Annotated in this window: 12 protein-coding genes; 1 reads left to right on the forward strand and 11 read right to left on the reverse strand. The window is 46.0% G+C overall.

The window, feature by feature from the left end:
* The first annotated feature begins 26 nt into the window (after window positions 1–26).
* Window positions 27–1,790 carry a phenylalanine--tRNA ligase subunit beta gene (gene pheT / locus HNP76_RS01990; RefSeq protein ID WP_184656932.1) on the forward strand — a complete coding sequence of 588 codons (1,764 nt, stop codon included), beginning with the start codon at window positions 27–29 and terminating at the stop codon, window positions 1,788–1,790.
* A 125-nt stretch (window positions 1,791–1,915) separates the two neighbouring features.
* On the opposite strand, the gene HNP76_RS01995 is transcribed toward pheT, so the two are convergent.
* From HNP76_RS01995 to HNP76_RS02045, 11 genes are all read right to left on the reverse strand, one after another.
* Window positions 1,916–3,073, reverse strand: coding sequence for a metal ABC transporter substrate-binding protein (locus HNP76_RS01995; protein WP_184656934.1), 1,158 nt, complete (start codon window positions 3,071–3,073; stop codon window positions 1,916–1,918).
* Between the two features lie 15 nt (window positions 3,074–3,088).
* Window positions 3,089–4,231, reverse strand: coding sequence for a CobW family GTP-binding protein (locus HNP76_RS02000; RefSeq protein WP_184656936.1), 1,143 nt, complete (start codon window positions 4,229–4,231; stop codon window positions 3,089–3,091).
* Between the two features lie 137 nt (window positions 4,232–4,368).
* A complete protein-coding gene (locus HNP76_RS02005) occupies window positions 4,369–4,674 on the reverse strand; it encodes a hypothetical protein (protein WP_184656938.1) in 306 nt (101 codons plus the stop codon).
* Window positions 4,675–4,772: 98 nt separating this feature from the next.
* Window positions 4,773–5,792 carry an alpha-hydroxy-acid oxidizing protein gene (locus HNP76_RS02010; RefSeq protein ID WP_184656940.1) on the reverse strand — a complete coding sequence of 340 codons (1,020 nt, stop codon included), beginning with the start codon at window positions 5,790–5,792 and terminating at the stop codon, window positions 4,773–4,775.
* A gap of 84 nt (window positions 5,793–5,876) precedes the next feature.
* On the reverse strand, window positions 5,877–7,271 hold the full coding sequence (locus HNP76_RS02015; protein WP_184656942.1) for a DUF3943 domain-containing protein: 1,395 nt from the start codon (window positions 7,269–7,271) through the stop codon (window positions 5,877–5,879).
* Window positions 7,272–7,326: 55 nt separating this feature from the next.
* The gene (locus tag HNP76_RS02020; RefSeq protein WP_184656944.1) at window positions 7,327–8,175 is read right to left on the reverse strand and encodes a 4Fe-4S binding protein; all 849 of its coding nucleotides are present in this window, start codon (window positions 8,173–8,175) and stop codon (window positions 7,327–7,329) included.
* A 9-nt stretch (window positions 8,176–8,184) separates the two neighbouring features.
* Entirely contained in the window at window positions 8,185–8,337 is a 153-nt protein-coding gene (locus HNP76_RS02025) for a CD1871A family CXXC motif-containing protein (RefSeq protein ID WP_184656946.1), read from the reverse strand.
* The gene (locus tag HNP76_RS02030; RefSeq protein ID WP_184656948.1) at window positions 8,334–8,849 is read right to left on the reverse strand and encodes a TlpA family protein disulfide reductase; all 516 of its coding nucleotides are present in this window, start codon (window positions 8,847–8,849) and stop codon (window positions 8,334–8,336) included. The genes HNP76_RS02025 and HNP76_RS02030 overlap by 4 nt, the downstream gene beginning before the upstream one ends.
* 111 nt (window positions 8,850–8,960) lie before the next feature.
* Entirely contained in the window at window positions 8,961–10,994 is a 2,034-nt protein-coding gene (locus HNP76_RS02035) for a UGSC family (seleno)protein (protein WP_184656950.1), read from the reverse strand.
* Window positions 10,995–11,029: 35 nt separating this feature from the next.
* Window positions 11,030–12,403 (reverse strand): hypothetical protein, encoded by a 1,374-nt coding sequence (locus tag HNP76_RS02040; RefSeq protein ID WP_184656952.1) that lies wholly within the window; start codon window positions 12,401–12,403, stop codon window positions 11,030–11,032.
* A gap of 11 nt (window positions 12,404–12,414) precedes the next feature.
* Complete coding sequence (locus tag HNP76_RS02045) at window positions 12,415–14,460, reverse strand: hypothetical protein (protein ID WP_184656954.1); 2,046 nt, start codon at window positions 14,458–14,460, stop codon at window positions 12,415–12,417.
* Window positions 14,461–14,570: the final 110 nt, after the last annotated feature.

Raw genomic sequence — 14,570 nt, forward strand, 5'->3', positions numbered from 1 at the left:
TCATTGAATAAAATTCGAGGAATATCATGCCAAAAATTGAAGTAAACGAAAAACTTTTTTTTAATCTTCTTGGAAAAAAATATGACTACGACACGCTTGAGAGAAAGCTTGTCTGCGGAAAGGCTGAGCTTGACGAAAAGCCAGACATGTCAATGAGCGAAGACGAGCGCGTCATCAAAATCGAACTTAACGATACAAACCGCCCTGATTTGTGGTCAACCGGCGGCGTAACACGTCAGCTCCGCCTGCACGAGGGCGCAAAACGCTCTGACTACTCATCTTTCATTTCACGCAAGGGAGCAATCAAAGATACAGGCAACCGTACAATCACTGTCGAAGAGGGCCTCAAGGATGTCCGTCCTTTCATGGTCAGCTTCGTAATTTCCGGAAAGCCAATCGACGACCCCATGCTCAAGGACATCATCCAGACTCAGGAAAAACTCTGCTGGAACTTCGGCCGCAAGCGAAAGTCAATTTCAATGGGCGTTTACCGCATGAGGGAAATCACATGGCCATGCCACTACAAGGCAGTTGACCCGGACAAAACTTCATTCGTTCCGCTCGCATGTGACGCTCCGATGACCTGCCGCCAGATTCTCACAGACCACCCGAAAGGAAAGGATTTCGGCTGGATTCTCGAAGGGCTTAACAAATTCCCTCTCCTTACAGACGACAAAAACGAAGTCCTCTCAATGGCACCAATCATCAACTCGGCAACTTTGGGTGCCGTTCAGGTTGGCGACAAGGATTTGATGGTTGAGCTTACCGGCGACAACATGGAAAACCTGATTCTCGCCGCAAACATCGTTGCATGTGACTTCCACGATGCAGGCTACGAGATTCTTCCGGTTAAAGTCGTTCATCCTTATGAAACTGGCTTCGGAAAGGAAATCGTCGTTCCTTACTACTTCCAGAAAGAAGCAAAGGCAACATTGGCCGCAATCAATAAAAAGCTGGGCAGTGACCTCACAAAAGAGCAGGTTTTGGACGCATTGAGCCGCATGGACAATGACGTTACTGCAAAAGACATTGCTACAAACGAAAAAACTGCAAAATACTGCGCCGCAAACAAGACTGACGTTGAATTTACAGTTAATCCGGCTCCATACCGCAACGACTTCCTCCACGAAGTTGACGTTATTGAAGACGTAATGATCGGCATGAGCCTGGACTACTTCAAGCCGCAGAAGCCAAACGACTTCACAATCGGTAAGCTTTCTGACGTTACATTGTTCAGCCGAAAGACTAAGGAAATCATGGTTGGCTTGGGCTATCAGGAAATGATTTTCAACTACCTCGGAAGCAAGCGCGACTACATCGACCGCATGAACATCAGCGCTGACAAGGTAATTGAAATCCTCAACCCGATGAGCGAAAACTATCAGTTCGTCCGCCCGTCAATCATCGCTTCTCTTCTCCGTGCAGAAAGCGCAGCCGCAAACGCAATCTTCCCGCACAAAATCTTCGAGATTGGTAAAGTTGCCTTCCTCGACGAAAGCGAAAACACAGGAACAAAGACAATTCAGTCACTCGGCTTCATGACAGCCGCAAACAACGCAAACTTCAATGACCTTGCAAGCGAAGTTGCTTCACTCATTTACTTCCTTGACCACAAGTACGAAGTCAAAGAAGCAAACGATCCGCGCTTCATCCCAGGCCGTCAGGCAGCCGTAATCGTAAACGGAAAGCAGGTCGGAATCTTCGGTGAAATCCACCCGCAGGTTCTCGAAAACTGGCAGATCGCAGTTCCATGTGTCGCCGGTGAAATCGACATTGAAGACTTGATGTAGTCCGATTGGCGAATTTTGAAATTAATAGCTGTATCAAAACTCGACAATCAACCTATGTAACAAAAAGCCCGCCAGTTGATTCTGACGGGCTTCACTTTTTTAAATCTTTTTATTTCTAAACTTTTTTACTTCAAAGCCATTTTGAGGACTTCAAGATTTTTTTCCATCGCACCAAGATATGTCGCGCCTTTTTTAATCTGCTTTGCCGTGGTTGACTGAAGCGAGTCGAATGTCACGACCTTTGCCTTTTTGTTCTTGCTGTTGGAAATTACAGTTTTGGCAATTTTTCCGTTTCCAGTTTCAATCTGGCAGACGCACTGCAAATCAAGTTCGTTCACTTTTTCAGAAAGGAATACGATTGTCTTGAAACTTGCCTCGCTTTCTGCAGAACAACCTGTGAATGCGGCATAATACTTGAGTCCGTAATCCTCTACCAGATAGCGGAATGGGAAACGATCGCCAAAAACAACTACCTTTTTAGAAGAATTCTTTACCATATCAGTGTATTTTGCATCCAAAGCATCAAGTTTTGCTGTATAAGCAGCAAGATTTTTCTGGTATACAGCGGCATTTGCTGCATCTTTTTCACAGAGAGCATCGGCAATTGCACCACACAAAGTTTTTGCGAATCTCAAAGAAAGCCAAACATGCTCGTCTTTTTCATCTTCTTCGTGATGGTGATGCTCGTGCTCGTCATGTTCATCGTGGTCGTCATGACCGTGCTCATCATGGTGATGTTCATGAGCATCTTCGTGATGATGTTCATGCGCCTCATGATGCTCATGCTCGTCATCATCGTCATGGTCGTCGTGACCGTGTTCATCGTGGTCATGATGGTGCTCATCGTGTCCGTGCGCGTCGTGGTCGTGATGATGCTCATGCTCCATTCCCTCAACGATTTCCTCGCACTTAACCTTGTCGCCCAAAACCTCAACAAGATTTATCACCTTCATGTTGGGATTTTTTGCGTTTTTAAGAATATCATCGACCCATTCATCGCTCTCGCCGCCGACATAAACGAAAATGTCCGCCTCAGAAATCTTCGCGATGTCCTTTACGCTCGGCGAATAGCTGTGCAGGTCAACACCATTATTCAAAAGAAGAGTAAGCTCCACATTGTCGGCATTCTCCCCGATGACCTCTCTTGCCCAGTCATATTCCGGGAAAATCGTAGTAACAACTTTGAGTTTGTTTGTTTCAGCCTTTGCCTTTTTTGCAAAAACCGAACCGCAACCAAGAGCAAGCAAAACGCCCGCAACTGCAAAAATTTTATTTATTTTCATTTTTTACCTCCAAAACTATGCGATTGCCTTTTCATCGAGACATTTTTCCAGAGCGGATTTGATTTCCGCCTGATCGTAGCCTTTTCCGATAAATACAATCTGATTTTCTCTGTCTCCAAATTCTTCATCCCAGTTTTCTTTCATGTCCGGGTTGTTTGCCAGAATTTCATTCTTCTGCTCGTCAACAAGCGCATCCACCCAGTAAGAAACTTCCATTACCGAAGAATTGCGGCCAGCCTGCTCGAAAAGCTGAACGTCCTGATCCGCATCGCTGAACCAGATGTAGCCCTTGGCCCGAATCAACGACTTCGGATAATTTTCATTGACGAAATTCAAAAATTTTTCGCGGTTGAAAGGCCGGCGTTCCTCGTAAACAAAAGACGTGATTCCGTATTCGTCAGTGCAGCCCTTTGTCCCGTCAAGCGAATTTATTGCTTTCTGGATTGCCGAAGACGAATCAATCTGCTCAAAGTCAAAAGGCTCTTTGGTAACGATTTTTTCAAGTTCAATCATGCCCTTTGTCGTATGAAAAATCGGCGCCCTTGGCTGGAACTGCCTTACAATCGAATGAACTTCCGCAAGCTGCTTTTCATCCAGCAAATCGCATTTGTTCAAAACAATAAAATTGCAGAACTCAATCTGGTCAACAATCAGAGTGGAAATTTCCTGATTGCTCAGATTGTTCTCATCAACTTTGTCATCTTCCTTGCGTCTCTTAAGCTCGCTCAAAAATTCCCGGTAAATTCTGTCCGCATCAACGACCGTTACAACTGATGTGAGGTAAACGCTGGTGTTCGGATTGTCTTCCTCGTAAGCCAAGAAACTTGCCGAAACTGCTCCCGGATCAGAAATTCCCGAAGCCTCGACAAAAACGACCTCAACCGAATCAAGCTTGGAGATTTTCTCAATCTGCTCAATGAATTCGTCGCGGAGGGTACAGCAGATGCAGCCGTTCTGAAGCTCAAACATGGGACATTCAGTGACGTTTTCCCGGTTTTCCTTGAGGATTTCCGCATCGATATTAACGCTGCCCATGTCATTTACAATCAGGGCGACCCGGCGTTTTTCCTGTTTCAAAAGATTGTTCAAAAGGGTGGTTTTGCCCGAACCAAGATAGCCTGTAATCAGCACGACAGGCTTTTTCTGAGTTTTATTCATAAATTTTTCCTTTTTAGCGCAGTTTTTCGTCCTACGCCCTTCCGCAGCTCGGTAACCCTCGGTCAAAAGCTAGCGCTTTCGACTGGCTTCGCCCCTGCTACACGGCGGGCGCGGATATTCTCGATAAAAAAGGAATTTCAGTTGTTGAGTTTTGTTTTTTCTGTTACAGGAGTTGCAAAAATAATGAAAGAAAGGAGGATTGCAAAAGAGAAGGGGAGTAGCGAGAAATTCTGAACCTGGACGGAAATCGAAGCTCCCGAATTAAGGTTCTGGAAATTTGCCCTGGCGATTTGGAGAATTGCACAAACCGGACAGTCCGCATCATCATGGCTGTGCTCAATGTGCTGTGAAACAAAAAAGACAGAAAGACAAAGTGACGCCGCCATCAATACCGCAAGCAAAAGCGAAACTTTTCCTTTCTGTCCCTTGTAAATATGTCTCATTAAAACTCCGCTCCCAAAGTGATGTTGCCACCAATTTGAGAACGAATCCCAAATTACACTAAAGTAACAAAAATGTCAATATGAGAATGAATCGCAAATTAATATTTTGAAATCATGTCTTTTGAGATGTCAGAGATTTTAAGGGCGCCGGTCATAGCCATTGTGTCTTCAAGCTCGCCCTTGATTTTTTCGATGAAAGCCTTTACGCCTTCCTCTCCGGCACCAAAAACGGCATTAACAAAAGGCCGGGTAATTATTACCGCATCAGCGCCAAGAGCAAGAGCCTTGAATACATCGGTTCCGCTTCGGATTCCGCCGTCAACGATAATCTTGATTCTGCCTTTTACAGCCTCAACGATTTCCGGCAGGACTTCGGCAGTTGCAGGGCAGCCGTCCAAAACCCGCCCGCCATGATTTGAAACGACGATTGCACTTGCTCCGGCTTCCATTGCCTTGAGGGCAGCTCGAGCTGTCATAACGCCTTTGATGATGAAGGGAAGTTTTGCCATTTCAACAATCTGCTTGAGCTCGGCCACAGATTTGCTTCCAGCCGGCGGATTTCGGTTTTTTAAGAAAGGAAGTCCCGCCGCATCGATGTCCATTGCCATGGCAAAAGGATTTCCTGTGCGGACAATCTCCATCTTTTCCTTGATTGTGTCTAAATCCCAGGGCTTAATAGTAGGAATTCCAATTCCATTGTTTGCGGCGATTGTTTTTGCCGCCCCTTCCATAATCTTTATGTTAACGCCATCGCCGGTAAAGCCCACGCTTCCATTTTTTGCACAGGCCGAAAGAAGAGTATGGTTATAAGACAAATCATCGTATTTTTCGCCATAATGGAAATTAACGCTTCCAACTGGACCTGCAAAAACCGGAATAGCAAAGTGCTTTCCAAAGAATTCAATAGAAGTATCTACGGTTCCGTGCTCATAAATTGTGTCCATATTCACGCAAATATTCTGCCAGGCATTATAATTTCGGATGGCAACAGTTCCGCTTCCCTTGGCGCCTGGACCAGGAATTGTATTTTTACAGGCCACTCCGTTACATACAGGACAAGCCTTGCACTTGTCGCCAATAGTCTTTCTTGCTTCTTCAAGAACCTCTGAATATGTCATTTTGTACCTCTAAGCAATACTAACATATCAGAATTACGGACACAAGAAAAAAAAAGCAGGGAAGAAGAATCCCTGCTGAAAAATCTATTCTCTTTCGAATACAATTTTTGCGTAAATTTGAGCTGAATTTAGTTTTTGGGTCGAATCGATTCCGTTTTTAAGACAGTCGATTTTATAAATGAAGGAATCGCGCAGGCCCAGGGTCAAATGATTTGCGATCTTATGCTCGTAACCCAGCTTTGCCTGAAGCAGAAAATGCTTTTCTCCTTCCGCCTCTTCCAGCTCCGAATGATAGTAGGGGAGGGCAAAACTTGATTCCAAGTCGCCGTAAAGCATTCCCCAGAAAGAATTTCCCAGAAGAAAGCCCGCTTTTGCAAGAATTCCATAAGTGAAATCATAATATCTTGGCGGATTAAGCTTGTCCGGGCCAGAAAAATTAACCTGAACCTTGTTCATGAGGGGATACAGACTTCGCGTACCCATGAAAATTCCGTCGAGCTGAGCCGAGAATCGGAAAATTCCGTCAGAATCAGCCGCTTTTTTTGTTCCGATGTATTTGACACCGACAGCCGCGTTAGAAAAAGCCGTGTCCTTTGTCTTTTTGCCGTCATACATGAGGTTGACGCCCAGAGTTCCTTCACTTTCATCAAAGTACAGTGCCCGGGAATACAAAAATCCGTCAATCGAATATTCGATATTGTAATAGCGTTTGGAAGCGACCGTAAAATCGAGGTCCGCCGTAAACAAATCAAAAGCTTCCTTTGAAGTGTGGGCGTCCTGCACACCGTACTGAATGTGAACCGCGCTTCCTCCGGCGATTTTTTCCTGATATTCCCTGTCCAGAGAGTCAGAAACTTCAGCAGAAGAGGTTTCCATTCCTCCGTGAAAAATAAAGTCGAGTTCCTGAGTGCGGCCGGAAACATGAGGCCTTTTGTTCTTTACCGCAGAATTCAATCCGTCAGCTGGACTCAAAAGCCATGCCAGAGCCGGGAAAAATTCATAGGCATCGATATAAAGGCGGTGAAGCGATTCTCCGACAATCGCGCCACAAATCGGAGTCGTAATTATGTCATTTACTGACGGAGTTGTCGTCTCGCCGAATTCTTCCCAGAGAAAAGAACCTGTCGAAGCCACAAAAAATGACTGCCAGAAATCAAGTCCGTTGGAACGACCGGCGCCGTAATACAAAGAACCCTGATAAGGATGGCCAAACTGATTCATAAAAAATCCGTCTTCATCCCAAACCCAGTGACTTTTCAGATTTTCCTTCATCGTTGAAAGTGTAGTCTGGCTGTATTCCTCTTCAAGAACGATTCGCGCAGTACTGTTGAAAATCATATTTACCAGACAGACATCGCCCACTGCAATCACTACATCTTTTACCGAAGCCGAATTCGATTCATTTTCTTCTTCTGACTGAGCAAAAATCCCCTGAAATAAAAATGTAAAAATAGCCAAAGTTGCAAAAAATTTCTTCATAGCCTAAGGATTATAGCAAAAATCAAAAAAAATTACTTCAATAAAGGGCGTTTTCTTATAACCCGATTGCCCCGTGAGGACAGCCTGCCCTGCAGTCTCCGCAGCGAATACAGTCCATTGAGTTGGGATTTTCGAAAACAGGAATGTTTAGCTTGCAGATTTTCTGACAGGCACCGCATTTTGTGCATTTTTCGGAATCAATTTTGAATCTGTAAAAGGAAATTTTATTGAAAATGCCGTAAATCGCACCGAGAGGACAAATGTAACGGCAAAAAGGGCGGTATATTATAATAGAAGAAAGAATCGTGACCAAAAGGATAGCAAGCTTCCAGCGGAAGATGAAACCGGCGGCTCCACGCATAGCAGAATTCAAAAGCACAAGGGGAATTCCGCCTTCAAGCGTTCCGACCGGGCAAATCCACTTGCAGAACCACGGCTCGCCAAGGCCTGTGATGTCAATCACGAACATCGGAAGCAGAATCACAAAAACGCCGAGGAAAAGGAACCTGAGCCAGCGCAAACCTTTCTCACCCGGAAGACGGCGGATTTTTTTGACAAATGGAATCTTAAAAAGCAAGTCCTGAATCAGCCCGAACGGACACAAAAAACCGCACACGAACCTGCCGAGCAATGTTCCGAAAATAACAAGAAGCCCCACAACGTACATTGAGATTTTGTACTCGCGGGCATTAAGAGTTGCCTGCAATGAGCCAATCGGACAGGCACCAAGCGCACCAGGGCATGAATAGCAGTTCATTCCTGGAACGCAGATGAATTTGGAGCTGCCTTCAAAAATCTGGCCGTTCGCAAAGCCTTTGATGTAACCGTTGGAAAGGGCGGCAAAACAAGCCTGAGTTATGAGACGAATTCGACTGTGTTTTTTGATTTTAGATTTAGCTGCCATACAATAATTTTACCCGATTCCGATGCACTCCATACAGATTCGGGTGGCTTTGTTAACGACAGTCTCGGCTTCACCACGGAAAATGCCCGCAATCACGAATGCGATTCCAGCACAAAGAGAAAGTATTGCGATGATTTTCCGGTGTTTGTCGGTCAGTTTCATTTCTTTAAAATCTCGTCAATGATTTTCTGCCAGTCTTTTTGACTTCGCGAGCCAAGATAAGCTTCGCCAATTTGCTTGCCGTTTGAGTCCACGAAAATCGTCGTCGGAACAGCCTGAACGCCCCGGAGAACTCCGCTGAACATTTCTTTTGACGGAATTATGTGCGTGTAATTCGCCCCGGTTTGAGCGATGATTGCCTCACCGCTTGATTTTACGCGCGAATCGATATTTCCTTTTCGATCAAGAATGTCAATCACGATTCCGACAACCTCAACGCCCTTATTTTTGTTCTCATTGTTAAGTTTTGCAAGATCTGGCATTTCACGGATACATGGGCCGCAGAATGTACCCCAGACGTTCAGCATTGTCACTTTGTTTTTGGCAAAAATCTCGCTTGTGACGGCCGCGCCCTTCAAGTCAGTGGCCGTGAATGTGATTTTCTCGCCTGCTTTTTGTGCAAATGTAAGCGACGAGAATGCAAGAAATGCGATTGCAATCAAAAATCTTTTCATGTTGATCTCCTTTCGGTCACTGCGCATATCCGAAATGACCTGTATATTGTATATATAATCAAATTGTAGCACAAAAGTTTCAGTTTTTTTGCTACTGCGGGATTCCCAACACTAAGGCAGAGGCCTTTTTAGCCGCTGAGGGCGAGTTCCCTGCTTTGCGGCGGTGGGCTGCTTTTTGCTTTTGCTTTCCGCATCCGTTTTTTTGCCTTCGTCAGTATTAAAATTTGCTTTAAGATAGAAATTTTCAATCGGCTCATAACCAAGAGGTGCGACAAGCTCATTCCAATTCTTCGGAAGCTTGATTTCTGTGGTGACAAATCCGCCGCCGGGCATAACCTGCACTTTGTTGCGGTTGGCGTCTCCTGTAACCAAAAATGCCGTGTCGCCTTTGTTCATAGTGGCGATCGTCATGATTTGGTCTTCGGTGATAATCGGCTTGTACCATTCGGGCGTGGGCGTCATTTTTACCTGCTCCGCCTCGTCTTTTTTAAGCATTTCATAATGCTGATCGAAAGTGCGCCTTTTATACTGCTGGCTTCCTGTGTTGGCCCAGTAGTGGGCATATGTGCGGAGTGCAAGCGGGCGGCGGGCGGTCTCAATCAGCGCATCTTCCAAATCCGATTTTGTCTTATATTCCTTTGCAAGGTCTTTTGCCACATACTCGGTAATGAAAACGGTGCGCGGAACCTGCGGCTTTGTGTTTCCAAGCCCATTCTGCTGTTTTTCTGTGATGTCGAAGGCCATAAGATTCATGATTTTTTCCGGGTCGTCGGTAGCCGGGGTGATGTTGTTTCCCCAGGCAAGGGCACTTCCCGCTGTGATTGTATTCGCATTCAAATCGAATCCATGCTGAACATGATAAGGCTCCCAACCAATTAGGGCACAGGCTTCCTCATCCTCGCTGAAAGTGAAAGGCGTGAGATAGCCGAAAGAGCCCATACGGTTTTCCTTTACATAATAGCCGCCAATGTTAAGCATAGCCAAATCAATGAATCGCCCTAAAGCTTTGTTTGCCTTTTCACTAATCATTCCCTGCTGATTGTCGATTCCGAGCTGGCGGGCAAGCGGGCCGTTGAGCCATGCAAACGGAGTCCAGCCATGAGTTGAGGCAAGGGGTTTTCGCCATTCTCCGTTGTTCATTCCCTGCACAAACGCAATGCAGACTGGCATGAACTCAGGCGGGACTCCTGCCATTACAGCATTTGCCGCCACCGTGTAGACAGTGCATTCCCGGTAAGCCAGGGCAAAAGTTCCGAGGACATCGCTTCCCTTAAAGCCTGTGAATTTCAAGTATTCCTGAATTTTTTCGTCTGTGGGCGGAACAACTGGAAGTCCGTCACTCCAGCCGTTTATCTGCATGTATTCCTGAATCTCGTCGTAATTTCCGTAATAGATGATTTCCTCGGCCGGTCGTTTTCCTTCGGGAGCATATTTTGCAATTTCTTCTTTTGTAATTTGCGTAGTAAGGGCGGTCTTAATTTGTGGCCAGAGAACTTCCCTTGCATTCTTTTTGAGTTCGTCTGTGGAGTGGGAAGCAAAGGCACCCGGATATTCAACCGTACGAAGAACAGGAACGCCACGGTTTACGCCGGTTGAATGCACTTGAGCCACGAAAGTTGGAGCTGCAACGGTCACGGTCGGAATCCCGATATATTCAGCGGCAATGGAACCGCCTGTTTCTTTTGTGGTGCAAAGTCCGCAGCCACAGTTCCCCGCAATTACCGCGTCAACTTTGAATTCTTTGAGCCGCTCCTGAAAAGCTTTTGTTTTTTCAGTCTGCCCGAACACAGAATAAGGCCCGGCCTGACCGATATCATCGAACATGTAGATTTTTGCGGTGGGAAATTCTTTTTCGATGCAGCGTTTAAGCTCGTTGTGAGTTGTAGGTGCCATAAAAGAGCCGCCCACAAGCGCAATTGTCTTTCCTTTGAGATTGTCGAGCCTTTTTGCCTGACTAATCATCGGCACATCGTGATAACCGACCGGGGAAACAATCGCGTAGTTTTCACGACCGTCATCGGCATACTGCGGAACAAAACACACACCGTCCACACATTCATCGGGATTTGTAGAGTAACGTGTTGTTGAAAATAGCGGAGCAGCAAAAAACGCGAGAGCCGTTCCTGCAAGAAGAAGTTTTTTCATCTTGACCTCCGTAGTTTTCTTTCATGTATAACATATTAAAAACGCGGCTTACATGATTTTGTTACATCTATCATAAGCCCTTCTTCAACAGGGCTGTACTCCAATGTGATAGTCTTTCCACTCACTGTAAAGCCTTGCTTTGTCTCAAAGGCGAGCGTAAGCGTGGTGGCATTTCCGTTCTCGTTCACACTGTAGGTGGCAGTAATTGTTTTTGCAAGGGTGTCATCTGACTCCACGCTTTCTTCTTCGTCACTTTCTATGACCTCGAAGAATGTCATCTTTTTTGTGGATGTGTCTACGCTTTCGCTGTGGTAGCTTTCGGTCGTGCTGCCATTTTTGACGAAGGAGATAGAGCCTGTAAAACCTTTGAACACGGCGGCATTTCCCGTAAACTGTGCAAGGTCAGCGACATCGTCCGGTGCATACATAAAGATTGATGTCTCTGCCGATGTATACTGCTGTGTCAGGTAGTAATCGTAGGTGACATTATAATGCTCATATGTACCGTCTTCCTTCAGTGCGGATTTTGTTACCGTCTTATTCTTTTCGTAGCGGTATGTCCGTGGCATGAACTCAGCCTTTACCATAGCCCAGTCGTTTGCGGAAAGCTCTTCGTAGCGTGAGGCAAAAAACTCTTTTCGCAGGTTTATGTCCTCCTGCGTATCTGCATCGTCAGAGCCGACGGCAGATTCGCTTTTGCCGACAGACGCTCCCACAAGCGAAAACGGATAGCCAGTGTAGGGGGCAATGCTCACAGATTCTTCCTCGTTTTCAATCGTTGTGGTCACTTTGTATACATGCACGGTAACGACATTCGTAAATTCTGATGCACTGTACTTGCTTTCTATATCAGTATAGCCGGACAAATCGCTAAAGAGCGTCGTTTCCGTGCCGCTGCTTGATTTGCTTTTACCACTTGTCATAATCACCGAGCTTGTTTTATCACCGTTTCGGGTATAGGTCGTCTTGTTCGTGAACGTGTAGACCGTGTCGTCTGCGTCGGTGACGGTGAAAATCTCGGTCTGATACCAGCTTGTGACATCATCCGTAATAATGTTTGCATATTTGAAGTCTTCCGATTCCCAGTAGCCGATATAGCCGGCTTGCGTAACAAGCTTTCCGCTTCCGTCCGGGGCCGCAATTTTCTGCATCTGAAGCGTGACTGTATCAGAAGTTGCAGTGTAGCTGTAGAGGTTCTCTTCATCACTCAAGAGTGAGTCATGCATGCTAACATAGGCAGTGTGAGCGCCCACAAAATTCACATCAAGCAGGGAGCCGTAGAGAGACGTTCCTTCAAAGCTGACTTGCACTTGCGTGTTCTCCGAATCGCTATCATGCGAGCAGGCAGCAAAGGTAACTAGCGCAATCGCTGTGGTAACCGATGCTATAAAAGTTCGTATCAGTTTCATTTGTGGCCTCCTTATTGCGCTACCAAAACGGTATCAGTCTTTACAGGGTAGTAAAACTTGTGAAGCCAAGTCGTCAATGTTTTCATACAGATTTTGTAGTTATCGCTTTTATCTGTTTCGTGAGAACTTTTTCCATAATGACTGAGATGGTATACATAGCGGCCTGCGTATACGACAGGACATACCTCGTGCCCGCTTCGTTCACAGGTAGCAGTTGAGTTTCCAACGACAACCGTAACATGCGGGCAGTACTCATGCCAGTTACCAGCATTGTAGCCAGCCGCAACTCTCATATAGGTTCTGCGGTTCGTGATAAAAAAGTCTTCATAGTCCTGTACGGTTGAGGAAGTAAATGAAAATGCACTTCCGTCAGCATTGGTAAAGCCAACCGACTTGAATATGTCAAAGAGAGCCTTATGAGTCACACCGGTTGAAGATTTAACCGCATAAGCATCAAAAATTTCTTTGTACCATTCTTCCGGCATGGCCATATTCTGCGCCTCGGCACAGATGGTATTGGTATCTGACGGCGGCGCCTTTGGTTCTAAGCCTGCGTATAAACGGGAAGCGTTATAGCGGTATTTCGAATCTTCCAGAATATTCTTCTTTACAAGATTTCTGGATGCCGACCTATCAATCTTTGGCGTTGCCCACTTACTGCTCATTACTTTTGTGTAGTCTATTTGGGCAAGCGTTCCCGTAAAGGCCTGTCCCTGCCACTTGCTTCCCCATTTCTGGTAAACCGGCGTAGAATGGCGCACGACGGGGTACGTTTCATTAAGCGACTTTGCTGCATTCATATAGGCCTGCAACTCGTCGCAGTTTGTTGAAGAGGCATGGAGCGTTTCGGTAATCGTATAGTACCAGTAGGCAAGGGGAGCGCTCATGGCAATCAGAGCACTGTCCTGGTCACGCATCTGCTGCCGCCAGCTGTAGCCTTCCTGCTCCCAGACAAAGCAAACTTCTGCGTATTTGTCGTAGAGCCGGTACATATTAAAACTTTCGCCTGCGATACCCTTGTTGGTGTCAGTCAGATACTTACAGAGCTTGAACACGCTGGAAGCTCCTGTGTTCGCATTTACGCCCCATGCTTTAACCTTCGCTTCTATTTTTTCGCTGATAGTCTCTGCATTATCCTCAAAATATTTTTTGAACGCCGATCCGGCTGCATCAGTTGTTAAGGCGACATCTGAGGCGCTCATTGCGTTCTTCCAGCTTGAGCTGTCGATGAATCCGCTTAAATAAGAAAGTTTTTTTTCTTTTGTGTTGAGTTCGGCAATTTTTGCAGTGTAACCTGTCGCATCGTCTTGATACTGAGATGCAACTGCTGCTTCAAAAAGAACATCGATAATGCTGTTCCAGCAAATCATCGCGTCAGTGTAAATGTTATTGTACTGGTTGTCCCGGTCCTGCATGACCGTGTAGTAGCGGGTCAGCTCCCCCTGATACTGAGTTTCAGTATAGAGCTTTGCTTCCATTTCTTTAAGCATGGTCTGCATGGTAGCAAGCTGCTTGTCGATTTTATCGAGTTTTCCGCTGATTTCCTTAAAATAACTGGCTGTGCTCTTTACGATGCCGAGCGCGTCAAGCAGATAGGTAACGCCAACGCCCGCAAGCGCACCTATCGTGCCACTAAGAGCCGTGCCGCCCGCCCAGGTAAGCAGGGATTTTCCTGAAAAGTTCTTTACCATGTCGCCAAAGCCGTTGATTGCGACATCCTTTGCTACTTCCCCCGCAACATCGCCTGCTGCACGGGCAGAACAGGAAGCAGTGTCTATGATATTGCTGTCTGTAGTAGTTGAGCTTTTCGAAACTGCCGGGGCCTGGAACGGCGTTCCATTTGCAGCCCAATACTCATTCAAAAGCGTGATGTCGCAGGCAGGATTTCCCATAAATTCAATGAGTATTTCGCCGTCTGGAGAAGCCGCTTCTGTCTTACTTGTGCTTGCACCGGCTTGTGCGTTCGTGCTTACCGCCGTGTCGCTGACAATGTTTGAGCACGAGGCGAGCAAGAATGCAAGCAGTGTGCTCGCCGCAATGCATTGTGATTTTTTCATTTTTCTACCCCTTCTGATAAATTTGATCGTTAGTTTCTTAATAGCCACAAGGGCGCTCTTTTGAGACAAATACTGATTCTTTTGGTTTGTTTCTCACAAAGATATTTTAA

It is taken from the genome of Treponema ruminis (assembly GCF_014201975.1).
Lineage (GTDB): Bacteria > Spirochaetota > Spirochaetia > Treponematales > Treponemataceae > Treponema_D > Treponema_D ruminis.